22 protein-coding genes are annotated in these 20,905 nt (G+C 64.1%); 7 read left to right on the top strand and 15 right to left on the bottom strand.

Features of this window, described 5'->3' with window-relative positions; translation table 11 throughout:
* Window positions 1-2: 2 nt before the first annotated feature.
* The 6 genes from NZ993_09565 to NZ993_09540 form a co-directional block, all read right to left on the bottom strand.
* A complete protein-coding gene (locus tag NZ993_09565; GenBank protein MCS7156033.1) occupies window positions 3-1,142 on the bottom strand; it encodes an ABC transporter permease in 1,140 nt (379 codons plus the stop codon).
* Window positions 1,143-1,348: 206 nt separating this feature from the next.
* Window positions 1,349-1,846 carry a hypothetical protein gene (locus NZ993_09560; GenBank protein ID MCS7156032.1) on the bottom strand — a complete coding sequence of 166 codons (498 nt, stop codon included), beginning with the start codon at window positions 1,844-1,846 and terminating at the stop codon, window positions 1,349-1,351.
* Window positions 1,843-3,852 (bottom strand): (Fe-S)-binding protein, encoded by a 2,010-nt coding sequence (locus NZ993_09555; protein MCS7156031.1) that lies wholly within the window; start codon window positions 3,850-3,852, stop codon window positions 1,843-1,845. The genes NZ993_09560 and NZ993_09555 overlap by 4 nt, the downstream gene beginning before the upstream one ends.
* Window positions 3,853-3,970: 118 nt before the next feature.
* Window positions 3,971-4,531 (bottom strand): hypothetical protein, encoded by a 561-nt coding sequence (locus NZ993_09550; GenBank protein MCS7156030.1) that lies wholly within the window; start codon window positions 4,529-4,531, stop codon window positions 3,971-3,973.
* A 180-nt stretch (window positions 4,532-4,711) separates the two neighbouring features.
* A complete protein-coding gene (dnaK, locus tag NZ993_09545) occupies window positions 4,712-6,613 on the bottom strand; it encodes a molecular chaperone DnaK (GenBank protein ID MCS7156029.1) in 1,902 nt (633 codons plus the stop codon).
* 132 nt (window positions 6,614-6,745) lie between these two features.
* The gene (locus tag NZ993_09540; protein MCS7156028.1) at window positions 6,746-7,174 is read right to left on the bottom strand and encodes an Hsp20/alpha crystallin family protein; all 429 of its coding nucleotides are present in this window, start codon (window positions 7,172-7,174) and stop codon (window positions 6,746-6,748) included.
* Between the two features lie 180 nt (window positions 7,175-7,354).
* On the opposite strand from NZ993_09540, the gene pgsA reads away from it, so the two are divergent.
* Both pgsA and NZ993_09530 read left to right on the top strand, forming a co-directional pair.
* Entirely contained in the window at window positions 7,355-7,933 is a 579-nt protein-coding gene (gene pgsA / locus NZ993_09535; protein ID MCS7156027.1) for a CDP-diacylglycerol--glycerol-3-phosphate 3-phosphatidyltransferase, read from the top strand.
* Window positions 7,930-8,409 (top strand): phosphatidylglycerophosphatase A, encoded by a 480-nt coding sequence (locus NZ993_09530; GenBank protein MCS7156026.1) that lies wholly within the window; start codon window positions 7,930-7,932, stop codon window positions 8,407-8,409. The genes pgsA and NZ993_09530 overlap by 4 nt, the downstream gene beginning before the upstream one ends.
* On the opposite strand, the gene NZ993_09525 is transcribed toward NZ993_09530, so the two are convergent.
* Together NZ993_09525 and NZ993_09520 are read right to left on the bottom strand one after the other, a co-directional pair.
* On the bottom strand, window positions 8,381-8,710 hold the full coding sequence (locus NZ993_09525) for a YtxH domain-containing protein (protein MCS7156025.1): 330 nt from the start codon (window positions 8,708-8,710) through the stop codon (window positions 8,381-8,383). The genes NZ993_09530 and NZ993_09525 overlap by 29 nt on opposite strands.
* A 5-nt stretch (window positions 8,711-8,715) precedes the next feature.
* Window positions 8,716-9,504 carry a thioesterase gene (locus NZ993_09520; protein MCS7156024.1) on the bottom strand — a complete coding sequence of 263 codons (789 nt, stop codon included), beginning with the start codon at window positions 9,502-9,504 and terminating at the stop codon, window positions 8,716-8,718.
* Window positions 9,505-9,634: 130 nt separating this feature from the next.
* Between NZ993_09520 and NZ993_09515 the strand changes: the two genes are divergently transcribed.
* On the top strand, window positions 9,635-11,218 hold the full coding sequence (locus tag NZ993_09515; protein MCS7156023.1) for a D-aminoacylase: 1,584 nt from the start codon (window positions 9,635-9,637) through the stop codon (window positions 11,216-11,218).
* Here the strand turns inward: NZ993_09515 and nth are convergent.
* The 4 genes from nth to NZ993_09495 all read right to left on the bottom strand — a co-directional run bounded on the left by nth (window position 11,215) and on the right by NZ993_09495 (window position 15,157).
* A complete protein-coding gene (gene nth / locus NZ993_09510; protein MCS7156022.1) occupies window positions 11,215-11,856 on the bottom strand; it encodes an endonuclease III in 642 nt (213 codons plus the stop codon). The genes NZ993_09515 and nth overlap by 4 nt on opposite strands.
* On the bottom strand, window positions 11,853-12,392 hold the full coding sequence (locus tag NZ993_09505) for a putative metal-dependent hydrolase (protein ID MCS7156021.1): 540 nt from the start codon (window positions 12,390-12,392) through the stop codon (window positions 11,853-11,855). Before NZ993_09505 ends, nth begins: the two co-directional genes overlap by 4 nt.
* Before the next feature lie 59 nt (window positions 12,393-12,451).
* Window positions 12,452-14,494: a TonB-dependent receptor gene (locus NZ993_09500; protein ID MCS7156020.1), complete on the bottom strand. Its 2,043-nt coding sequence runs from the start codon at window positions 14,492-14,494 to the stop codon at window positions 12,452-12,454.
* A gap of 72 nt (window positions 14,495-14,566) precedes the next feature.
* Complete coding sequence (locus NZ993_09495) at window positions 14,567-15,157, bottom strand: protoglobin domain-containing protein (GenBank protein ID MCS7156019.1); 591 nt, start codon at window positions 15,155-15,157, stop codon at window positions 14,567-14,569.
* Between the two features lie 95 nt (window positions 15,158-15,252).
* Here NZ993_09495 and NZ993_09490 point away from each other — a divergent pair, with 95 nt between their 5' ends.
* Window positions 15,253-16,194: a LysR substrate-binding domain-containing protein gene (locus NZ993_09490; GenBank protein ID MCS7156018.1), complete on the top strand. Its 942-nt coding sequence runs from the start codon at window positions 15,253-15,255 to the stop codon at window positions 16,192-16,194.
* Here the strand turns inward: NZ993_09490 and NZ993_09485 are convergent.
* Window positions 16,128-16,829, bottom strand: coding sequence for an endonuclease III (locus tag NZ993_09485; protein MCS7156017.1), 702 nt, complete (start codon window positions 16,827-16,829; stop codon window positions 16,128-16,130). The genes NZ993_09490 and NZ993_09485 overlap by 67 nt on opposite strands.
* A 35-nt stretch (window positions 16,830-16,864) precedes the next feature.
* Here NZ993_09485 and NZ993_09480 point away from each other — a divergent pair, with 35 nt between their 5' ends.
* The 3 genes from NZ993_09480 to NZ993_09470 all read left to right on the top strand — a co-directional run bounded on the left by NZ993_09480 (window position 16,865) and on the right by NZ993_09470 (window position 19,465).
* Window positions 16,865-17,332 carry a GNAT family N-acetyltransferase gene (locus NZ993_09480; protein MCS7156016.1) on the top strand — a complete coding sequence of 156 codons (468 nt, stop codon included), beginning with the start codon at window positions 16,865-16,867 and terminating at the stop codon, window positions 17,330-17,332.
* A 76-nt stretch (window positions 17,333-17,408) separates the two neighbouring features.
* Window positions 17,409-18,551, top strand: a complete 1,143-nt coding sequence (locus NZ993_09475) for an alanine racemase (GenBank protein ID MCS7156015.1) — start codon at window positions 17,409-17,411, stop codon at window positions 18,549-18,551.
* Window positions 18,509-19,465: a pyridoxal-phosphate dependent enzyme gene (locus NZ993_09470; GenBank protein MCS7156014.1), complete on the top strand. Its 957-nt coding sequence runs from the start codon at window positions 18,509-18,511 to the stop codon at window positions 19,463-19,465. Before NZ993_09475 ends, NZ993_09470 begins: the two co-directional genes overlap by 43 nt.
* Here NZ993_09470 and NZ993_09465 read toward each other — a convergent pair.
* Both NZ993_09465 and NZ993_09460 read right to left on the bottom strand, forming a co-directional pair.
* Complete coding sequence (locus NZ993_09465; protein ID MCS7156013.1) at window positions 19,451-20,062, bottom strand: pseudouridine synthase; 612 nt, start codon at window positions 20,060-20,062, stop codon at window positions 19,451-19,453. The two genes, NZ993_09470 and NZ993_09465, sit on opposite strands and share 15 nt — an antisense overlap.
* Entirely contained in the window at window positions 20,055-20,786 is a 732-nt protein-coding gene (locus NZ993_09460) for a hypothetical protein (GenBank protein ID MCS7156012.1), read from the bottom strand. The genes NZ993_09465 and NZ993_09460 overlap by 8 nt, the downstream gene beginning before the upstream one ends.
* Between the last annotated feature and the right edge of the window lie 119 nt (window positions 20,787-20,905).

Genomic DNA, 20,905 nt, shown 5'->3' with positions numbered 1-20,905 from the left:
GATCAGCGCCTCCCCTCCAGCCGGATGCGCGGATCGGCCCACGCGTACAGCAGATCCGTCAGAAGCAGGCTGAGCACGGTCATCACACCGCCCAGCAGCATGACCGCGAGCACCACCGGGTAGTCGCGCGCCAGGATCGCCTCGTAAGCGGCCTGCCCCATGCCGGGTATGGAGAAGACCGTCTCCACGATTACGCTTCCGCTCAGGAAACCCGCAAAAATCCCCCCTAGCCACGTCAGCACAGGTAGCAGAGCGTTGGGCAGGACATGAGCCCAAAGCAGACGGCGCTCCGAAAGCCCCCTTGCGCGCAGGGCGAGCACAAGCTCAGAGGCCATAAGCTCGGCCACGGCGCTCTGCACCTGACGAACCGCGTAGGGAAGGGCGCTGAGCACGTACACGGCCACAGGCAAGGCCAGATGCCAGGCGACGTCAGCCAGACGTCGATACCAAGGCCAATCGGGCCGATGTTCGGGCGAAAAGACCCCTCCGCTCGGAAAAACCCCCAGCGGGCCGCCCGAGGCGAAGAGCATCAACAGCAAAGTAGCGATCCAGAACGAAGGCAGGGCGTACAAAACCAGCAGCGCGACGGTGCCCAGCCGGTCAACTCGGGAAAACCGGCGCATCCCCAGGTACGCGCCGATCCCCACGGCGAGCACTAGCGTAAACAGCAGACTCAGCCCTGAAAGCGCCACCGTCACCGGCAACCGCTCCCGCAGCAGCGCCCACACGGGCCGGCCGTCTCGATAAGAAACGCCCCAGTCCCCGCGCCAAAGCCCGGAGAGCCAACGGTGATATTGATTGTCTGCGCCATGCCAAAAAAGGCGCGGGATCCAGGCGCGCCATCCGCCTTCCCGGCGAGCCCGCCGCACCAGTAGCGCCCGTCGCTCCGGATTCGGCTCCCAGTAAGGGGGATCGGCCCATGTGCCCAGATGCACGTAAAACGGCGGCCGATCCAGCCCCATGCGGGCTCGGTATAGCGCCAACTCGCGCTCTAGCTCAGCCGGGGCGCGTTGGCCCTCCTGCACGAGCCGCTGCAAGGCCGGATCGCCCGGCATGCAAGAGCGCAGGGCAAAGGCCAGCCAGGAAAGGAGCATCAGCAACAGGCCGCCCCCGGCCAGCCTGCGCACCAGATAACGCCCCATAGGCGGATCGCCCTTGTGATCGCCTTGCGCCGGCCCTTGAGACGACCGACGCCAAGTTCAAGCAGAGGACGCATTCCCCCCAAGCCTCGCCGGCGACCTCGCAAACTCAAGGGCACACAGCCAGGCCGAGATGCCGCACATCAAGGAGGCGGCTCCGGGCCGAGGCCGGCCCAAGCTAGCACACCGGAAAACCTTTGGATGAGACGCTATTCCAGCATTACGTCCCCGTATGTTACCATCCGCCCCTGCTCGTCGAAGATGCGCACACGATGTAGCCCCCGCAAAGAGGCCCAGTTCAGGTTTGGGGCCAGCACCGCAAGCGAGAAACGGATTGTATACAGGCCGGGCCCCGCAAACTGCCCGTACCGGAACAGCCGCACCGGACGCCCCTGCAGGTCTGCCGCCCAACCCTCTAACCCCCCAGAGAGGCCACTAAAGGCGAGCACCTCCACAGGTAGCCGCAGGTCCTCTCCGCGCGTAGGGTTGGGATAGGGAGGATGGATAAGCAGGATCCCCCTAAACAGCGGAGCCGTACGCCAATCGTCCAGGTCCTCCTCTAGCACGCGCCCCGTTGGATCGGTGCGGGTAAAGCCGCGAGGGGCCTCCCAGGCCTGCCGCACGAAGGCGTCCTGCGCCGCCTCCCATTGCCCCGTGCAGGCCCCCAGACAGATCCCCAGAGCCGTAAGCGAGAGGAGAATCCTCACGACGCTGAATGGGCAGCAGGTTGAGCCGCCTGGGCCAAGAGCTCCGCCACGTCCAGGACCGGTAGAGAAGCGCCCTGGGCCGCTACTCCGTCGCGCAGCATGGTCATGCAGAACGGGCAGGCGGTGGCCACGACCTCAGCCCCTGTGCGCAGGGCCTCTTCAGCGCGCTCTACGTTGACGCGCTTGCGCCCCGGCTGCTCCTCCATCCACATCTGCGCTCCTCCCGCCCCACAGCAGAAGCCGCGCGACCGAGAGCGCTCCATCTCCACGAGCTCCGCCTGAAGGGCCTCCAAGATCGCCCGCGGCTCCTCGTACAGGCCGTTAGCCCGACCCAGATAACAGGAGTCGTGATAGGTTAGGCGCTTGCCTGAGAAGGCCTCCGCCTGCACCTGCAGCCGGCCTGAGGCCAGAAGCTCCTTCAGGAATTGGCTATGGTGCACCACCTCGTAGTGGCCGCCAAACTGGGGATACTCATGGCGCAGGATGTTGAAGCAGTGCGGGCAGGCCGTAACGATCTTGCGCACCCCGTATCCGTTGAGCGTGGCTACGTTCTCCTGGATGAGCATCTGGGCCAGGTATTCGTTACCCGATCGGCGGGCCGGATCGCCCGTACAGCGTTCCTCTAGGCCCAAGATGGCGAAGCGCACGCCGGCCTGCTTGAGCAGGGCGGCCAAGGCGCGCGTGACGCGCTTGTAGCGATCATCAAAGGAGCCAGCGCAGCCGACCCAAAAGAGCACCTCCGGAACCTCCCCGCGGGCGGCCAGCTCGGCCATCGTGGGAATGTCCAACCCCTCAGCCCAAGAGGCGCGATCCTGCGGGCTAAAGGCCCAGGGAGTATACTTGCTCTCCAGATTGGCGAACATGGTCTGCAGCTGCGCCGGGGCCTCGCCCTGCATCAACACCAGATGCCGTCGCAAATCCACAATCAGCGGCACGTGCTCGATCATCACAGGGCATTCCTGCATACACGCCTGACAGGTCGTGCAGGCCCAGACCTCCTCCGGGCTCACCCAATCGCCCAAGTAAGCCCTCCCGTCCGCCTCGACCTGCCCGTTCAGCAGCCTCTGTTCGAGCCGATCCCGCAAGTCCACGTACAGCTTTCGAGGCGATAGGCGTTTGCCCGTTGTGTTGGCGGGACAGACCGCCGTGCAGCGGCCGCACTCGGTGCACGTCAGGGCGTCCAGAATCTGCTTCCAGCTTACGTCCTCCAGGTCGCGCACGCCGAAGCTGCTCGCGTTCGGATCTTCTAGCTCAAGCTTGCCCAAAACCCCCATGGGCTCCAGGCGCGACAGATACACGTTGGGCAGTGAGGTGATCACGTGCAGGTGCTTGGAGTAGGGCAGGTAATTCAGGAACGCGTACACAAGCAGGATATGCCCCCACCAGGAAAGCTCATACGCCCAGCGCAGCCCCTCCGGAGAAAGGACCGCTAGGTAAGCGGCAAGTAGATGCGAGACCGGTCGAGCGGCCCACGGACGGTCCATGCCGGCGGCCAGCAGCGCCGCGTTTGTGCTCAGCAGCGTGATCATGAGCACCAGGATGAGAAGCAGGATCAAGGTGGCATCTAACCGGCTGGAGGGCTTCATTTCGGCCCCTGAGAACCGACGGGGCTTGACCACGTAGCGACGCCACAGGAAACCCAGACAGGATAGGATCACAGCCGCGGCGAAAAGCTCTTGCGCGGCCGTAAGTAAGGTGTAAAGGGGCCCCAGGAAAGCAAAATGCCCCCCGAAAAGGCCCTCGATCATCACCTCCAGGGTGCCAATCGTGATCACAATAAAACCCCAAAAGACGAGCGCGTGCAGCAACCCGGCGCTCCGAAACCGGAAGAGTTTGCTCTGCCCGATTCCGATCACAAGCAGCCGGCCCAGCCGCTCTAAGGGGCGATCAAAGCGGGAGAAGGGATCCGCCTTGGCGCGCCGCAGCGCGCGCCACAGACGGCGGACGCTGTAAAGAAAAAAGCCTAAAGCGCCTAGGGTGAAGAGAGCAAAAAGCAGATGGCGCATCGTGCACACACCCTGCCGGTTTGACGGGTTCCGATTGCATACAAAGGCCGTGGATGCAGCGCAGGAAAATACATTCGGGCCCGTAGCCGGCGCAAAACCTCCTCCACCCGGCCCGACCTCAGCGCCCCATACCCATCCAGCTGCCTAAACCGGCCGATAAGGCCCCGACCGCGCCGCAAAGGGCGGGGCCGATATCCGGAAACAGGAGCCCCAAAATAGCGGAAACTACCCCCCCGACTACGGCCCCGGTGAACAGGCCGCCTATGCGAGAGACCCCGCCGGGGCCGGACTGGGCCAATAGCGAGCCCACCATGGCCCCGAGCATGCCGCCAATAGAGCAAAAGGAAGCCGTGATCATTATGGCACCAAAAACGGGGATCATGCCCACCTGTCCGACGGAGTATCCCACAACAATCCCGATCGCGGCCCCCGAAACCGCCCCCCCCACGGCTGCCGGAAGCACCGAGACCCCGGTGCGTGCCTCCTCCGGGGTCGGCTCCGATAGTAAAGGCTGTACGCGGTAGCGCTCCGGAGCCGGCGCAGGCGAAGCCCCCGATTCCGGACGGGGACCGGTGGGCAATAGGGAATCAGCGGACGGAATCTCTGAGGAGCCTGACCGTGAAGCGGGATACCCAAAGGTCGGCTGAGAGGCTGGGTTTTCAAGCGCGCTCATCATCATACCACCTCCTCGCTGCTCAGCGGACACCTCCCCTGCTACACGACCGCAACAAGCCTCACCCTTTCCGTCAGTAGTATAGGGATTTTCGCGAAAAACGCAAATCCGCGCCAACAAAAACGGGCGCCGCATCACCCAGGCGCCCGTTTCGCAGCGCTTCTGAAGCTCTTTAAGAGAAGCAGACTACTTGTTGTCGCCCTCGTCGACAACCTCGTAATCGGCGTCCCGCACCTCACCGCCCGAGGAGCCGGATCGCGCCCCGTCGGCCGCACCTCCAGAAGCGCTCGAGGCCCGGTACATCTCCGTTGAGGCCTCCGCCCAGACCTGGTTGAGCTCCGCCATGGCGCGCTCAAGCTCCGAGATGTTGCGGCCCTGATAAGCCTTGCGCAGACGCTCCAGGGCGGCCTCGATCTTGCCCCGGTGAACGGCGCTGAGCTTTTCGCCCAATTCCCGAAGTTGCTTCTCGGTTGAATAGATAAGATTGTCGGCCGCATTCAGCTTCTGGACCTCTTCGAGTTTGCGCCGGTCCTCGGCTGCGCGCTCCTCGGCCTCGCGGCGCATGCGCTCCACTTCCTCCTTGCTCAGGCCCGTCGAGGCCTCGATCCGGATCTTCTGCTCGCGGCCCGTGGCCTTGTCGCGGGCCGAAACGGTCAGAATGCCGTTGGCGTCGATATCAAAGGTGACCTCGATTTGCGGCACGCCGCGCGGAGCTGGCGGAATCCCATCCAGATAGAAGCGGCCCAGGGTGCGGTTGTCGGCCGCCATGGGGCGATTGCCCTGCAGCACATGAATCTCCACGGAGGTCTGATTATCCGTGGCCGTGGAGAAGATCTCCGCACGGCGCGTGGGGATGGTCGTATTGGCCGGAATGAGCACGGTCATCACACCGCCCAAGGTCTCGATGCCCAAGTTGAGCGGGGTCACGTCCAAGAGCAGCACATCGGAGACCTCTCCGGCCAGCACTCCCGCCTGGATGGCGGCTCCTACGGCGACGACCTCATCGGGGTTGATCCCCTTGTGCGGCTTTTTGCCGAAGAACTCCTCAACAACCTGCTGGATCTTCGGAATGCGCGTCGAACCCCCTACGAGGATCACCTCGTCGATATCCTCTCGGCGCAGCTTGGCGTCCCGCAGGGCCTGCTCCATGGGCGGAATCGTGCGCTGGATCAGATCGTCGATAAGCTGCTCCAGCTTCGCCCGCGTGATCTCCATTACCAGGTGCTTGGGACCTTCGGCCGTGGCCGTAATGAAGGGCAGGTTGATCGTCGTCGTGGTCGTGCTGGAAAGCTCGATCTTGGCCCGCTCGCAGGCTTCCTTAAGGCGCTGCAGAGCCATGGGATCTTTGCGTAGGTCGATCCCCTCCTGCCGCTGGAACTCGTCGGCTACATAGTCGATCAGGCGCTGATCGAAGTTGTCTCCGCCCAAGTGGGTGTCGCCGTTAGTGGCCTTGACCTCAAAGACGCCCTCGCCGATCTCCAAAATGGAGATGTCATAGGTACCGCCACCCAGATCGTAGACGGCGATCTTCTCGTTGCGCCCCTTTTTGTCCAGCCCATAGGCCAGAGCGGCGGCTGTGGGCTCGTTAATGATGCGCTTAACCTCTAGGCCCGCGATTTCGCCAGCCTCCTTGGTCGCGCGCCGCTGGGCGTCGTTAAAGTAGGCCGGCACCGTGATCACGGCTTCCGTGACGGGCTGGCCTAGGTATTCCTCAGCGTCCCGCTTAAGCTTCTGCAGAATCATGGCCGAGATCTCTTGCGGCGTATACGTACGGTCCCCAATCCGTACCACGGCCATGTTGTTGGGCCCCGGCACGACCTCATAGGGGACCATTTTGATCTCTTCGGCCACCTCGTCAAAGCGGCGACCCATGAAGCGCTTAATAGAGAAGATCGTATTCTTCGGGTTCGTGATGGCCTGACGCTTGGCAGGGGCGCCCACCAGGCGCTCGCCCGTTTTGGTGAAAGCCACCACAGAGGGCGTGGTGCGGGACCCCTCCGCATTCGGAATCACCACGGGCTCGTTTCCCTCCATGACGGCGATCACGGAGTTCGTCGTACCCAGGTCAATGCCCACGATCTTGCCCATATATCCTCCTCTGTGCTTTTTCAAAAAGTCGAACCGGACTCCATAAGGCCGGGCTTCGTTATCTTCCCCACGTGACGGCACACCCCCCAAGGCCGCCCAGGACTGAAACCTGAGCAGGCTGGAAGCGAGCGCTTATTGAATCGGCACCTCCTTGGGTGCAACACCAGGCCGTAACTTCGGCAGCATGATTTCCAACACACCATGCTCTAACTTAGCCGTAACGGCTGATGCATCCACCTCTTCCGGCAGCGTTAGGGAACGAGAAAAGGACCCATACAGACGCTCAATGCGGTGGTGCGTCTCCCCCTTTTGCTCGCTCTGCTGGCGCTTTTCACCCTGGATGGTAAGCACGTTGTCCTTGAGCATGACCCGGATCTCCTCCTTGCGCACTCCGGGCAGCTCAACCCGGACTATGTACGCGTCCTCGCGCTCCACCAAATCCAAGGCGGGGCTGAGCGTGCCCCGAGCAGATGCCCAAAAAGCCGGGAACCATTCCTCCAGGGTTCGCTGCAGGCGCTCCTGAAGCTGATCCCAATCGCGTACCGGAAGCCCCTTTACCATTTTTTGCCCTCTTCTTTAATACGGCGCAACCTGGGGCCACAACAAGCTTGATGCCAAGCCGTTATCTTCCGCGATTTGACAGGACAGAATCCTGTGCTCTGTCAAGCTGACAGCCATTCGAGACGTTTTGCGCTCCAGATGCGCGGATGGGTATTTTTTTAACCCCTGCACCTTTTCGCTGTGCGCAACGTACCCAACATACTCTCCCTGTCGCGCCTGGTAATGAGCCCGGTCTTCGTCTGCCTGCTGTTGCTTCCGGGGTTTGCGTCGCGGTTGCTGGCGCTTCTGGTGTTTCTGGTGGCCGCGCTCACGGATTGGATCGACGGACGGATCGCGCGCGCCTACCGGGCCCGCTCTCGGCTAGGTCAGTTCTTGGATCCGCTGGCCGACAAAATCCTCACCCTCAGCGCCCTGCTGTGTCTGCCTTTCGTGTATCCGGGCCGCTTTCCCTGGTGGGCAGTCGCTCTGCTTGTTGGACGGGACCTATGGATGACGGCCCTGCGGCTGTGGGGGGAACACCGCAGCCAACCGATCCGCACCTCGGAGCTGGCACGCTGGAAAACGGCCCTGCAGATGCTCTTTTTGGGCTACGTGCTCACCTGGCTAGCCCTTTACGAACACCCCGCATGGCGGGAGACAGCGCGCTTCTGGTTACAGCATGAGCTAACCAGTTGGGGGCTTGCGGCGCTGGTGGGCCTGAGCCTCTGGACGGCTCTGGACTATAGCTGGGCGTGGTTTCGAGAGGCCACAGCGAGGTGAACCCTACACCACCCGTTTGGGCTCGGCTCCTGTCGACGGGTTTCGGTATAGGCCTTTTCCCTTATGGACCCGGGACCCTGGCTAGCCTGACCTGGACCCTGCTGTATGCCGTCTCCGGCCTTGCTCAGCTGCCGCTCTGGGGGCAGCTGCTCGGCATAGCCGGACTCTTCGGGCTCGCGCTGCAGGCAAGCCAACACATGCAGCGGCGATACGGGCCCGACCCTCCGCGGGTGGTCGTAGACGAATGGATAGGCCAGTGGCTCGCCCTGCTACCGGCACGAGCAGAATGGCCCTTTTACGCTTTGGCCTTTGGGCTTTTCCGAGCCCTGGACATACTAAAACCCGGCCCCATCCAAAGCCTGCAGCGCTTACCCGGCGCATGGGGCCTGCTGCTGGATGATGTGGCGGCGGGGCTGGGAGCCGCCCTGGGGGTGGAGTTAGGCGCCCTTATTTGGGCATCTGCGACAGGTCGCTGAGCAGATCGCTATCGGATGCCCGCTCCACAGACTCACCCAAATCCGGCAGCACGCGCTCCCGCAGATGCTCCAGTTCCGCCTCGACTCTAGCCAACCCCTCTCGGATACGGGCTACGGCCTCCTGCCGCAGATGTCCAACCTTTTCTCCGGCCCACTGGCCTGCCTCGCGGGCCTTTGCTCCCAGGATGCGCCGGGTCTCGGCTCCGGATCGCGGAGCGAAAAGCAGGCCCACAGCTAAACCGCCTAAAAAAGCGGCCGCTGCGATAAGCAGCCGCCCCAGCGCGCGCCCGTCGGTCGCCATATGCCTCATCCTCCTTGGCTTTTGAGCCACATCGCTCGAAGCTCCACGTAGGGTTGCTCACCCGAACCCCGCACTAACCAACGCCAGAAGCGCCCCAGACCGGGAGCCGCAACACATACGGAGCAAGCGCGCAGTTGTTCCCCATCTTGAGCCGGCCGATAAAACTGCAACCACCAGCGATCGGGAACGCCCTCTAGGCCCAATTGGTGAGCGTGCTCGGTCCACCAAGCCACCCAGCGGACGTTGTTGACATGCCCATAGGCGTCCAAGTCCGTATAGCCCACCACCCAGGGCTTGTGGTTGATGACTTCGCCTTCAGGAGGCTCTGGTGGGAGCGGCAACCGCAAAGACGGGCCCAATGGTTCAAAGGCGCGCGATATCGTATGAGGGATCTCCACGGGACGGCGGCGCTCTAGGTCCACAAAGACCCACTCCACCTCGGCTTCCAAGAGCAAGCGCTCCTGCTCGGCATCCCAGAGCTGGTAGACACGTGCCGAGCGGGCGCCCGCAAACAGGCATACCCACGTCTGCCCTCGCAGCAGACGCTCTCCGCAAGGCCATAGGGAAACCGAGACCTTGACATGGCGCATAAGCCATCCCCTATGATGCGCTGCATACCAACGCACATCCAAACCGCGTTCAGCACTGGCCCGGTAGCCGAGCTCCTGAAATAACTCCTGCAACCGGTGCACGTAAAGCCGTCCTTGGGGATCGAGCATGTGCCCCAGTACGGGGATTTCGCAGGTAAATCGGCACCAGGGCGGTTCTCTAGACTCGACCGGATCTTGCCGCATGGGAAGCTTTTGGTAAAAAATAGGGCCCTCTCGCGCCGGGGACAAGCGGTCCGGTTACGAGTTTTTCGCTTGCCTGCCCGCTCACGGGGCCGCTTCTTTTGGAAAGCAAAACTGTTGGAGGAGCTGGACTATGTGGCTGCTTGCGCTTGCCCTACTGGGACAGGGGGCGGACACGCTGGATTTGCTCTTGCGCAACGGGCGGATCGTGGACGGAACGGGCAATCCGTGGTTTTATGGCGACGTCGGAATCCGCGGCGGCAAGATAGCAGCCATAGGAAACCTGGCCCATCTGCATGCCCGCACCGTACTTGACGTACAGGGGCAGGTGATCGCGCCTGGCTTCATCGACACGCACGCCCATCTGGAGGGCAGCATCCTAGAGCTTCCCACAGCGGATAACTTCGTGCGCATGGGGATCACCACGGCCATTACGGGCAACTGCGGGGGATCGGCTGCGGACATAGAGCGCTTTTTCCGGCAACTGGACTCCGTGCGCACCTCGATTCATGTGGCCAGCTTGATCGGACACAACACGGTTCGGCGCCTCGTGATGGGGGAGGCCGCGCGCCCGCCGAGCGCCGAAGAGCTGGAGCGCATGCGCGTGCTCGTGGCCCGGGGCATGCGAGCCGGCGCCCTGGGCTTTTCTACAGGGCTCATATACACCCCCGGCACCTTCGCGCAAACCGATGAAGTGGTGGCGCTGGCGCGCCAGTGCGCCCATCTAGGCGGCCTGTACGTGAGCCACATCCGGGATGAGGGCAACCAGGTCGAAGCGGCCATCCAGGAGGCGATCGAGGTGGGCCGCCAGGCGGGATGTCCGGTGCAGATTTCGCACTTCAAAATCGCCAGCAAACGCAAATGGGGCGATAGCCGCCACACCGTGGCCCTCGTAGCACAGGCCCGCTCCGAGGGGCTGGCCGTGACGGTGGATCAGTACGTTTACCCGGCCTCCAGCACCGGAATCGAGGTGCTCATCCCCACCTGGGTCTTCGACGGGGGCCGGGACTCGGCCCTAAAGCGGCTGCAAAACCCCACGCTTCGGCGTCGCATCATCGCGGAGATGCTCCGCTCCCTGCGCGCGCAGGGTTTCCGCGATTTCTCCCATGCCCAAGTGGCCTACTACGGCCCGGATACGACGCTCAACGGGCTGCGGATCTCGGAGATCACGCGCCGCCTGCGGGGTCGATCGAGCCCTCGGGATCAAGCCGAGCAGGTCCTCGACATGTACGCGGCCAGCCCCCGCCGAGTGGGCATGGTGTATCACAAAATGAGCGAACAAGACGTCCGCTACATCTTAACCCAACCCTTTACCATGATCGGGGCCGATGCGGGGATCATCCGCTACGGCGTGGGCGTGCCCCATCCACGCGGCTACGGAAACGCCGCACGCGTGCTAGCCCGCTACGTGCGCCAAGAGGGCATCATCAGCCTGGAGGAGGCGGTTCGCAAGATGACCTCCCTGCCGGCTCAGACCTTCGGGCTCTGGGACCGAGGCCTGATCCGGCCCGGCATGGTCGCCGATATCGTGGTCTTCGACCCCGATCGGATCCAGGACCGCGCCACTTTCGAGAGGCCCCATCAATACCCGGAGGGCATACAGTACGTGATCGTAAACGGCGTGCTGGTCGTAAAGGAAGGCCAGCATACCGGTGCTCGGCCCGCAGGCGCGCTCCGGCGGCCCTCCGCCGTGGGACCCGAGCTGGGCACGCGCTAAAGCCCGTTTTGCTCGCAGTAGGGCTCCAAGGCGCAGGCTGTGCAACGCGGTTTGCGTGCGGTGCACGTATAGCGCCCATGCAGGGTGAGGGCGTGCCCGAACCAGCTCCACTCCGGCTGCGGCACAAGGCGCAGCAGATCGGCCTCGATCCGCTCCGGCTGCCGGTGCCGAGAAAGGCCCAAACGCTGAGCGACGCGGCTTACGTGGGTGTCCACCGCTATCCCCTCCTGTATCCCGTAAGCCGTGCCCAGCACGACGGCGGCCGTTTTGCGTCCCACACCCGGCAGGGCCACCAGTTCGGCCATGCTTCGGGGCACCTGCCCGCCATAGCGCTCCAAGAGCTTCTGGGAAACGGCGATGATGGCGCGCGCCTTCTGCCTGTAGTACCCCAGCGGCCGCACGATGGCCTCCACCTGCTCGGGATCGGCCTTGGCCAGGGCCTCCGGCCCAGGGTAGCGGGCGAAAAGCAGGGGCGTGATCTCGTTCACCTTCCGATCCGTGGCCTGTGCGGCCAAAATGGTCGCTATCAGAAGCTGAAACGGGCTCTCCCAAAGTAGCTCCGTGGTGGCCTCGGGATAGAGGTCCCGAAGCCGGGATCGGATCCCCTCTATGGCCGCGGCACCCTTGCGGGGGGTCATAAGAGGCCCTCCAATGCGAGCTCAATATGAGCCAGATGATGTCGACCATGCCAATCGTACAGCGCCAAGGCCTCTTCGAGCGTCACAGCGCGCCCCTGGGCCGGATGCCAGTAGGTGCGGGAAAAGTCCTCTTCTGCCATCGCCCGCAGCAAAGACACCCAGCGGATATGCAGGGCCTCCAGAAGGCGCACCGAAACCCATGGGTCGACTTGGGTCACATCGGCTAGCTCCGCCCAACGGGCCTCCTCAATAGGGGTGATTTGCGGCTGTTCGGCTGTGAGAGCAAGTTTAAAACGCACAAAGGCGTTCAGGTGGCTATCGGCCAGATGATGCACCAGCTGGCGCACCGTCCATCCCCCGCTCCGGTATGAACGGGCCCAGTCGGATTTGGAGACCCGCTGCAGCGTTCTCCCGAGCATAGCGGGAAAAGCGGCCAGCTCCTCTATGCGCTCGCGCCGTTCCTCTCGGCTCGCGGGGGGCGCATACCGAAAAGGCCCGATCGGGTAGCGACGCGCATCCCAGAGCGTTTCGGACATGTTCTCCTCCATACCTCGGAACATCCACTTAAGCGCCTTTGCCGGATAGGGGCTATAGGCTATCCTTCTAGCCGCAGCCCCACTACGAGATGCCGGCCTGGTCCGGGTTCGTAGTAGCGCCCACCGGCGGCGTTGGGGCGCACGTTTGCGTAATGGGCCACATCGAAAAGGTTGTGCACCTCTCCAAACGGGTTGATCCTGAACGAGCCGACCCGCCAGCGCGCCCCCCAAACCATCCCCACCAAGGTCTGAGCCGGAACGCGCTCCAGATTGGCCTCGTCTGCGTACTGCACACCGGTGTGCCGCACAAAAAGACGGACCGTAAGACCGTCTTGAGCCACCCGATACAGCGCCCCGTAAAGCTCCCGTCGAGGAAGACCCGGCACCGAGCGACCCCGCAGATCGGCTCCCGCGAGCCCATAGCGCCGAAACCGGGCCTCTAGTTCGGTGATCGCGGCCGAGATCGCCCATCCGCCTGGAAGTCCCACCCGAAAGGCGGCCTCCAGGCCCCGGCGCTCGGATCGCCCGGCGTTGCGGAAGAAGCGCCTTCCCGGGAACTCGGGCCGCTCAAAGGGCACTAGCTCATCCCACAGGGACACGTAAAAGCCGATCACCTCTAGGCTCAGAACGGAGTCCCAAGAGCCTTTCAGGCCCACATCCCCACCTAAAGCGCGCTGGGGCCGCAGCTCGGCGTTCATGCCTCCGCCCCCCGTGGGGTTGGCCAGCTCAGTAAACGTGGGGGTGTCGAAGCCCGTGCCCAGCCGCGCGTGGGCATACAGGCGCCCCGCAAGCCGGCGCCCCAGAGCGGCCGTCGCGCTCCAGGCCCGGAAACACCGCCTGCCGGAGTCGTCCCCATCGGACAGCCAGCGGTCCCGGATCCGAAAAGGATGCTCGTCTCGGCGCAGCCCCACCTGAAGCGTCCATGGCCCCCACCGCCCCTCAAAAAGCCCGTACAGCCCAAACGTGGCGGCCTCCTCGCGTTGGTCCAGCCGCAGAGGCCCCAGCTCGTCTGTGGAGCGGTTGTCGAAGCGCCGCCGCTCGTCGCGCTGCCGGCTCAAGTCCAAGCCCAGAAGCAACCGCCGGCCCCGATCGCCTCGTCCCAAGCGCTCCCAGCGGTAGCGCGCATATCCGCCCCAAACCCAGCGCTGCAGCAGGACGATCCCGCCCGTGCTAAAGGGCAGCCGGTTGAAGAAGCTACGACCCAGCGCGTAGGTCCCCGCTTCGAAGACCCCGTGATCGCCCCACAGGCCCGTATAGCGGGCCGAGCCCATTAGTTGCCCCACCGACTCCCCGGTTCGAAAGCGCACGGCGCTGAGATCGCCCCCCCAGGGATCGGCTGCGGCCTGCGCCCGGCTAAGCCCTCCGGGATCTCCGGCCCAAGGGGTATCGAGCAGCCCCACGCGAAGCGTCCACCGATGCCGGGGGCCCGATTGCACCTCCGTCCAAGCCGAGACTAGGTAACGCTCCCATGCGCTTCCGGCGCGATGCCCTTTGCTGCGCCCGTAGGCGGCGGAGGCGCCCAGGCGCATCCCCGGGCCCTTGGTCCAGGCCCGCATCCCAAGCCGCCTCCACCCGTAGGCCCCCCAAGAAGCGTCTAGCTCCACGGAAGGATCCGAATCCCGGGGGGCCGTCTCGAGCGCGAGCACCCCGCCGGAGGCGTTCCCGTAGAGGGCCGCTGCGGGGCCGCGCAGGAGCTCCAAGCGGCGCACCTCGGCCGGATCAACGTGTTCGATAGCCGTCTGCCCATCCGGCAGCGTCAGGGGCAGCCCATCAACCCAGACCTGCAGGCCCCGGATGCCGAAGGCCGCCCGAGCGCCCAGGCCGCGCACGGCCAATCGGACGTCCTGGGCGGCGTTGAAAAAGTTAAACGCCATCAGCCCCGGAAGCCCCTCCAGAAGCTCCCCAAGCGAACGCAGGGCCCCCGCCTGCCCCCGCTGCCGCACCTCGACCGCGTACACGGCGGCCGGCGCGCCCCAACGCTCCACGGGCCATCGGGGCGCGCTGATGACCAGCTCAGGAAGCACGGCTCGGATCCGAACCGTGTCCGCCGTGGTATCCGGCTCCGCCCCTAGAACAGCGCTCAACAGCAACCCCCAGCACATGCGCCCGGACCGGCTCCGCCTGTCCGACGTCAAGAATACAAGCGCGGAGCGGACCCGCTCAAGCCCGCTGACTCAGTAGTCCTCCTCCCGGGCGTAGGGACGGCTCCATAAGGCCACCTGCAACACGACGGCCTTAAGCCAAGCCGCGTGCATCTTCTCCACCTCCTCGGGCCCATGGCCGCGCTTGGCCAAAAAGGGCTTGATCGTGAGCGCGATGGGCGCGATGAAGGCGATCAAGTACCGCAAGGGCACATAAGCAGGGGCCTCGACGCCATCGGTCTGGTTCTTCTTGCTCCGATGATGGCGCAGCCCGATCTCCTGCTGATAGTCCAGCCAAGCCCGATCATAAGGTCTAAAACAGGTGTCCAAGATCCAACGTCCGAAGCGCTTGCGCACGCGCTCCAGGTAGGCTTCGATCGGCTTCCCATCGAGCCCGACGAAGTAGTACAGCAAATGCGGATGGGAGCCCACAAAACCATACCAGACATCCAGCACCGCTTCAACCTGATCGCGCAGCACTTCGCCTGCTAGATGCAGGTAGCGAACGTCCTCCTCAGACCAAAGCAAGGCCGCCTTGAGCTGAGCGAACTCCTCATCCGTTAGCGGCGATCGCGCCACCTCGGCCGTTCCGTACGTGTAGCCCGGAATCGCTTCAAGCTCCATAGTCGCTCTCCTCCCCTTGGGTTGCCCCAGTCAAAGTAAGCGGCTATATTGATCAGCGAAAATACTTTTTTCTGATTGATACATTAGCTACACTTATGGAACTACGCCAGCTACGCTATCTGCTTGCCGTGGCGGAGGAGGGTTCGATTACGCGCGCGGCGGAGCGGGTTTACGTGACGCAGCCGGCCTTGTCGCAGCAGCTTCAGCTGCTAGAGCGGGAGTTGGGGGTGGCGCTCCTGGACCGCTCAGGTCGGCGGGTGCGCTTGACGCCGGCCGGAGAGCTGCTGGTGCGCGGCGCGCGGCGCGCGTTGCGGGAGCTAGAGGAGGCCCGATCGGCCATTCGGGAGCTTGTGGGCTTGGAGCGGGGGGAGCTCGCCGTAGGGGCTGTGCAGACGGTAAACGCCTACCTGATCCCCTCCGCGCTAGCGCGTTTTTGGACGCGGCATCCCAAGGTGCGCCTTCGGGTCCGCGAGCTATCCGCCGACGAGATCGAGCGAGCCGTAATCGACGGACAGCTGGATTTGGGGCTTTCCTTTGTGCCTCCTCATCTTGCGGGCCTGGAGGTGGAGCCCCTGTTTGTGGAGGAGCTCGTGCTCTTTGTGCGTCCCGGCCATCCCTTGGCCGGGCGAGCGCAGGTGCGCTTATGTGAGCTTGACGGGGTGCCGCTTGCGCTTTTGCCGCCGTCGTTTTGCACGCGCCGGCTCTGGGATCGCTGCGCGGCCGAGGCGGACCTAAAGCCTGTGGTCGCAGCCGAGCTCAACACGATCGATGGGCTTTTGCGGCTTGCCCATCGAGTGGATCTGGCTACGGCTTTGCCGCAGTTAGCTCGGCATAACCCCCTTGCTGAGGGTTTGCGTACCGTTCGGCTTGTGGATCCCACTCCGCGGCGCACTGTGGGCGGCCTTTTCCGTAAGGGGCGCTACGTGTGCGCGATCAGCGCAAGCTTCTGGCGGATGCTGCGCGAGGAGGTTCAGGCCTGGGCCTCCGGGGAGGGTGCGGCTGGAGTCTGCCCCGCGCTCAATGCAGTCTGTCCGTAGGAGCAAAGCGCTAGCAGGGGACAGTCGGCGCAGCGAGGCCGCTGCGCCTTGCACATGGCGCGGCCATGTCGAATAAGGGCCACATGAAATCGGTACACGAGCTCCGGCCGGAGCTGCCCCTGCAGGGCCTCATGTGCGCGATCCGGGCCCAGGCGCTCCTCAATAAGCCCTAGGCGCCAGGAGACCCGAAATACGTGCGTATCAACGGGCAGCACAGGCCGGCCCAGCGCGAAGCAAAGCACGATGGCCGCGCATTTGGGCCCGATGCCCGGAAGGGCCATCAAGTAGGCCCGAGCCTCGGCGTCTGAAAGGCCCGCTAGCCTGCGCTCCAGCCGCAGATCGGGCTGGTCTTCGCGAATGCGCGCCAAGACCGCCTGAATTCGCTTGGCCTTCTGGCGGGCCAACCCCCCGGATCGGATCACGGCTGCGAGCTCTTCCTCAGGGGCCTGCAAAACGGCCTCCCAAGTCGGATATGCGCGTCGCAGGGCCTCGAAGGCGCGAAAGGAGTTCGCATCCGAGGTGTGTTGCGAGAGGATGCAATGTACTAGCTCCTCCAGGACCCCCATACGGGGCCGCCACACGGGGCGCCCGTAACGCGCCTCCAGACGCTCAAGCAACGTTGCGATGCGATCCATAGCCAGAGCTAATTTACGACAAGGCGGAGTGCCCCATGGCCGTTCGGCTTGCGCGCGCAAAGGACATCCCCACGCTGGTGCGCTTCTTTGAGGCGCTTCATCGAGAGCAACAGCCTTACGATGCGCGCGCGCAGCCCGTGCCGGGCGCGGCGAAGCTTTTTGAGCGGGAGTTGCAGGAGGGCCTGCAGGGCCCCTATCGGGCCCTCTGGCTGGCGCTTGAGGCCGAAGAGCCGGTGGGGTTTCTGCATGGCCTTCTCGTGCGTCGGCCTCCGGTCTGGGGGGAGGCGCTTATGGGCTTTATTCAGGAGCTGTATGTGGAGCCCGCGCACCGGCGCCGGGGCCACGGCAGGGCCCTCGTGGAGGCCTTCTGCGCCTGGGCACGCACCCGCGGGGCACATCAAGTGGAACTCAACACGCTTTACCGCAACCCTCATTCCCGAGCCTTTTGGGAGGCCTTGGGGGGAGAGCCGTTTCTTGTAACATACACCCTGCCACTTAAGTAGCCGTTGTGCGCGCCTTGCCCGCGGCCGCTATCGAATACGAGCTTTGCTCTCGCATCAAGATGCCGAAAGAGACGCCATGACGATCTTCGATCTTCCCACGCCGGCTCTGCTCGTGGATGCCGTGCGCTTGGAGCGCAACCTGCAGACCATGCAGGAGCGGGCCCTTCGGGCTGGGGTGCGGCTAAGACCCCATGCCAAAACCCACAAGTGCGCGGAGATCGCCCGGCGCCAATTGGCTTTGGGCGCATCGGGGCTTACAACCGCCAAGGTGAGCGAAGCCGAAGCGTTTGTTGAAAACGGCTTTTCGGACATCACGATCGCCTTCCCCGTCGTGGGAGATGCCGCCCACGAGCGCTTGGCAAGGCTCATGGAGCGTGCTCGGGTGCGGGTGTTGGTGGAAAGTCCGGAGGGGGCTCAGCTGCTTTCGGACTTCTTCCGAGCCCGCGGCCGCCGCGTTCCGGTGCTGCTTGAGGTCGACGTGGGCTACGGACGCACGGGGGTTCGATGGGATGCGCCGGAGGCCGTATCCCTGTACGAGCGCCTGCATGCGCTTGCGGGCCTAGAGCCAGAGGGGGTGCTTACGCACGCCGGGCATAGCTACCAAGGGGCTCAGGATCCGCTCAGCAGCCGCGCCTGGGCCCAACGGATAAGCGATGAGGAGCGAGACCGCATCGAGGCCCTGGCTAGGGCCCTGCAGGTTCGCGGCCTACCGGTTCAGGAGGTCAGCGTCGGCTCCACGCCCACGGCGGTGCATTTTAGGCCTTCCGGGCGGCCCCTGGTGACCGAGATGCGGCCCGGCAACTACGTCTTCTTCGACGCCATGCAGGTCGCCTTGGGCAGCTGCGCGCTCGATGAGGTAGCCCTGTCGGTCCTGGCCACGGTGGTAGCGCGCCATGAGGAGGGCCAAGAAACCCGCCTGTACGTGGATGCCGGCAAAAAAGCGCTCACCACGGACACGCACCGGCTCGTAGAAGGCTACGGGATAGTGGCCGATCCCGAGACGCGATCCCCATATCCGGGGGTGCGCCTGGAGGCGCTCTCCGAAGAACACGGCTGGATCCGGGCCCCGCGGCATCTGAAGCTGGGCGTGGGCAGCCGGGTGCGCATCTTCCCCGTGCACGCCTGTGTGGTGGCCAACCTCTTCGATCAATACGTCGTGGAAGAGGAACTGCGGGTATGCGATCGGTGGCCCATCATAGCCCGGGGGCGCTCCCAGTGACGCCCGACATGGTGCGATGGGCGGCCCAGGCCATAGGCGCGCACCTTGTGCGCACACCCCTGCGACGGCTTCCGCTTGAGGGCCGACAGGTGTACGCGAAGCTCGAAAACCGCCAACAGACGGGCTCCTTTAAGGTTCGAGGGGCCCTAGCGGCTCTAGTAGGTTATCGAGAGCAAGGGCTTCGGGGTCCCTGGATTACGGCCTCGGCGGGCAACCACGGCATCGGCCTGGCCTATGCGGCCGGCCTTCTTAAGGCGGGACCCGTTTGGGTGTTCGTCCCAGAGAACACCCCGCGCGCGAAGCTACACAAGCTAAGGGACCTCGGAGCCGAGGTGCGCCTGTGCGGCTCCGGTTTTTCGGAGGCCGAGCAGGCTGCACGCCAGGCCGCGGCGCAGCTTGGAGGCGTCTACGTTTCGGCCTACAACGACCCGTTTGTGGTGGCCGGACAGGGCACGATCGGTCTAGAGATCTTGGAAGAGGCTCCGGAACTCGGGATGCTTTTAGCCCCCGTCGGAGGCGGCGGGCTGCTTAGCGGGATGGCCCTCTGGATTCGGGCCCATCGAGCCGAGACGCTGATCTGGGGTGCGCAGTCCGTCTGCACCCCCGGCCTGTACAACGCCCTCTACGGGTCGCACCTGCCTGAACGACCTACGCTGGCCGAGGGGCTCTCCGGAGGCGTTGAGGCCGAAGCGATCACCGTAAGGCTGCTGCACAAGCTGATTGAGGGGATCTACTTGGTCAGCGAACCTGAGATCTGGGACAGCATGCACTGGGCTTATCATCAGCTCGGGGAACGCCTGGAGGGCTCTGCGGCCGTGGCGCTGGCCGCGCTGCGCTTTCGGCGCTTGCCGGACCGGGAGCCCATAGTGGTCGTCCTGACGGGATCCAACACGGACCGGCTAGCCGGTTTGTAAGCGTTCCCGTTCAAGCCCCGTTAGCTCTCGCAGTCGCCGCACTTCCTGCGGGCTAAGATCGCGCCATCGACCCGGACTAAGCCCTTCTAGCGTAATAGGCCCAACGGCCACGCGCACAAGCCGCAGGGTCGGATGCCCCACCGCGGCCGTCATGCGCCGCACCTGTCGGTTTTTGCCCTCCCGCAGCTCCAGCTCCAACCAGCAAGTGGGGACCGTTTTGCGATACCGGATCGGAACGGGCCGCTCCGGAAGCGCAGGCTCCGGGATTATGCGCACGCGGGCCGGACGGGTTCGATAACCGCCTGAGATCACCACCCCCTGGGCGAGCTGACGCAGCGCCGCCTCGGTGGGGATCCGCTCCACCTGCACCCAATAGGTGCGGGGATGCCCATAGCGGGGGTCCATGAGCCGATGCCGCAGCCCAAAGTCGTCCGTAAGCAGCAGCAACCCCTCGCTGTCCAGATCAAGCCTGCCGACGGGATAGACGCGCGGCACGGGGATGTAGGCCTTGAGCGTAGGTCTGCCCGCCGGATCGGTAAACTGGCTCAACACCCCGTAGGGTTTGTAGAAGGCCAGGTAGCGAAACCGCCTACGCATCCGTTCGGGCGGTGGCGAAGGCTTTCGGTTCGATCTCCCAGCGGAATTGCAGCTGGAAACCGGGGCCCGTCACGCTGCGCATCGCAAGCGTGAGCCGGCGAACGCCGGAGAGAATGTCGCGTCCGTTCTGATAGCGGGCAAAGCGCAGCACGTTCATCCGGTAGAAGGCGTCCAGGCGCCCTCCTGATGGGCTCCAGATCGGATGCGTGGACTCCGACTCGACGCTCACAGGGCGATAAACCTGCCCCCGATCATCGCGCAGCTCGAAATCGAACCCGAATCGGTTTAGATCCGTAGCGAAAAAGGCGTCCCGGTATCGATCGTTGGTAAAGACATGCACGACGATGGTCAAGTACTTGCTCTGCAGCTCAGCCTGTTCGTCGGCCAGCTGACGCGCCTGTTCGCGCGTCATCTGCTCCTGCTTGACCAAAGCCGCCACCCAGGTCATGGCCACCTCGCGGGCCCAGAGCGTGGCGTAGGTCTGCCGATAGGCCGTACGAAATAGACGGCCGTTTCGAATATCCACGAACCCCACCGACCACAGGGGCTCAACCTCGGTGAAACTCAAATTCAAGTGGTAGGTGGAATCCGGATGCGGCACCCGGCGCAGGGTCGGATAGAAACCCGTCCGCTCCTCAGGCTCCGGCACGCCCCCGGGGCTCCTTAGAAGTCCGCATCCCATCCCCAGTCCCAAAAACAGCAGGCTTAAGATCGCGGCTCTCATGGACAAACCTCTCAAGAACAGGTTGTTCACAATAGGCGCAACTCCAAACCAAAAGCAAGATCCGTTGAGACTCCGTGTTACGGTCTGGTGAAAGTTAGATGATCCCACCTGTACCGAAA

Source organism: Bacteroidota bacterium, assembly GCA_025059945.1.
Lineage (GTDB): Bacteria > Bacteroidota > Rhodothermia > JANXDC01 > JANXDC01 > JANXDC01.
The sequence above is the reverse complement of the archived record's forward strand: the minus strand, read 5'-3'. Positions and strand labels throughout refer to the sequence as shown.

Bases quoted from the DNA above. Each gene is read 5' to 3' on its own strand.
- NZ993_09565 (MCS7156033.1), bottom strand. From the start codon at position 1,142: ATGGGGCGTTATCTGGTGCGCAGGCTGGCCGGGGGCGGCCTGTTGCTG.
- NZ993_09555 (MCS7156031.1), bottom strand. From the start codon at position 3,852: ATGCGCCATCTGCTTTTTGCTCTCTTCACCCTAGGCGCTTTAGGCTTT.
- NZ993_09550 (MCS7156030.1), bottom strand. From the start codon at position 4,531: ATGATGATGAGCGCGCTTGAAAACCCAGCCTCTCAGCCGACCTTTGGG.
- dnaK (MCS7156029.1), bottom strand. From the start codon at position 6,613: ATGGGCAAGATCGTGGGCATTGACCTGGGTACGACGAACTCCGTGATC.
- NZ993_09540 (MCS7156028.1), bottom strand. From the start codon at position 7,174: ATGGTAAAGGGGCTTCCGGTACGCGATTGGGATCAGCTTCAGGAGCGC.
- NZ993_09525 (MCS7156025.1), bottom strand. From the start codon at position 8,710: ATGGCGACCGACGGGCGCGCGCTGGGGCGGCTGCTTATCGCAGCGGCC.
- NZ993_09520 (MCS7156024.1), bottom strand. From the start codon at position 9,504: ATGCGGCAAGATCCGGTCGAGTCTAGAGAACCGCCCTGGTGCCGATTT.
- NZ993_09515 (MCS7156023.1), top strand. From the start codon at position 9,635: ATGTGGCTGCTTGCGCTTGCCCTACTGGGACAGGGGGCGGACACGCTG.
- nth (MCS7156022.1), bottom strand. From the start codon at position 11,856: ATGACCCCCCGCAAGGGTGCCGCGGCCATAGAGGGGATCCGATCCCGG.
- NZ993_09505 (MCS7156021.1), bottom strand. From the start codon at position 12,392: ATGTCCGAAACGCTCTGGGATGCGCGTCGCTACCCGATCGGGCCTTTT.
- NZ993_09500 (MCS7156020.1), bottom strand. From the start codon at position 14,494: ATGTGCTGGGGGTTGCTGTTGAGCGCTGTTCTAGGGGCGGAGCCGGAT.
- NZ993_09495 (MCS7156019.1), bottom strand. From the start codon at position 15,157: ATGGAGCTTGAAGCGATTCCGGGCTACACGTACGGAACGGCCGAGGTG.
- NZ993_09490 (MCS7156018.1), top strand. From the start codon at position 15,253: ATGGAACTACGCCAGCTACGCTATCTGCTTGCCGTGGCGGAGGAGGGT.
- NZ993_09485 (MCS7156017.1), bottom strand. From the start codon at position 16,829: ATGGATCGCATCGCAACGTTGCTTGAGCGTCTGGAGGCGCGTTACGGG.
- NZ993_09480 (MCS7156016.1), top strand. From the start codon at position 16,865: ATGGCCGTTCGGCTTGCGCGCGCAAAGGACATCCCCACGCTGGTGCGC.
- NZ993_09475 (MCS7156015.1), top strand. From the start codon at position 17,409: ATGACGATCTTCGATCTTCCCACGCCGGCTCTGCTCGTGGATGCCGTG.
- NZ993_09470 (MCS7156014.1), top strand. From the start codon at position 18,509: ATGCGATCGGTGGCCCATCATAGCCCGGGGGCGCTCCCAGTGACGCCC.
- NZ993_09465 (MCS7156013.1), bottom strand. From the start codon at position 20,062: ATGCGTAGGCGGTTTCGCTACCTGGCCTTCTACAAACCCTACGGGGTG.
- NZ993_09460 (MCS7156012.1), bottom strand. From the start codon at position 20,786: ATGAGAGCCGCGATCTTAAGCCTGCTGTTTTTGGGACTGGGGATGGGA.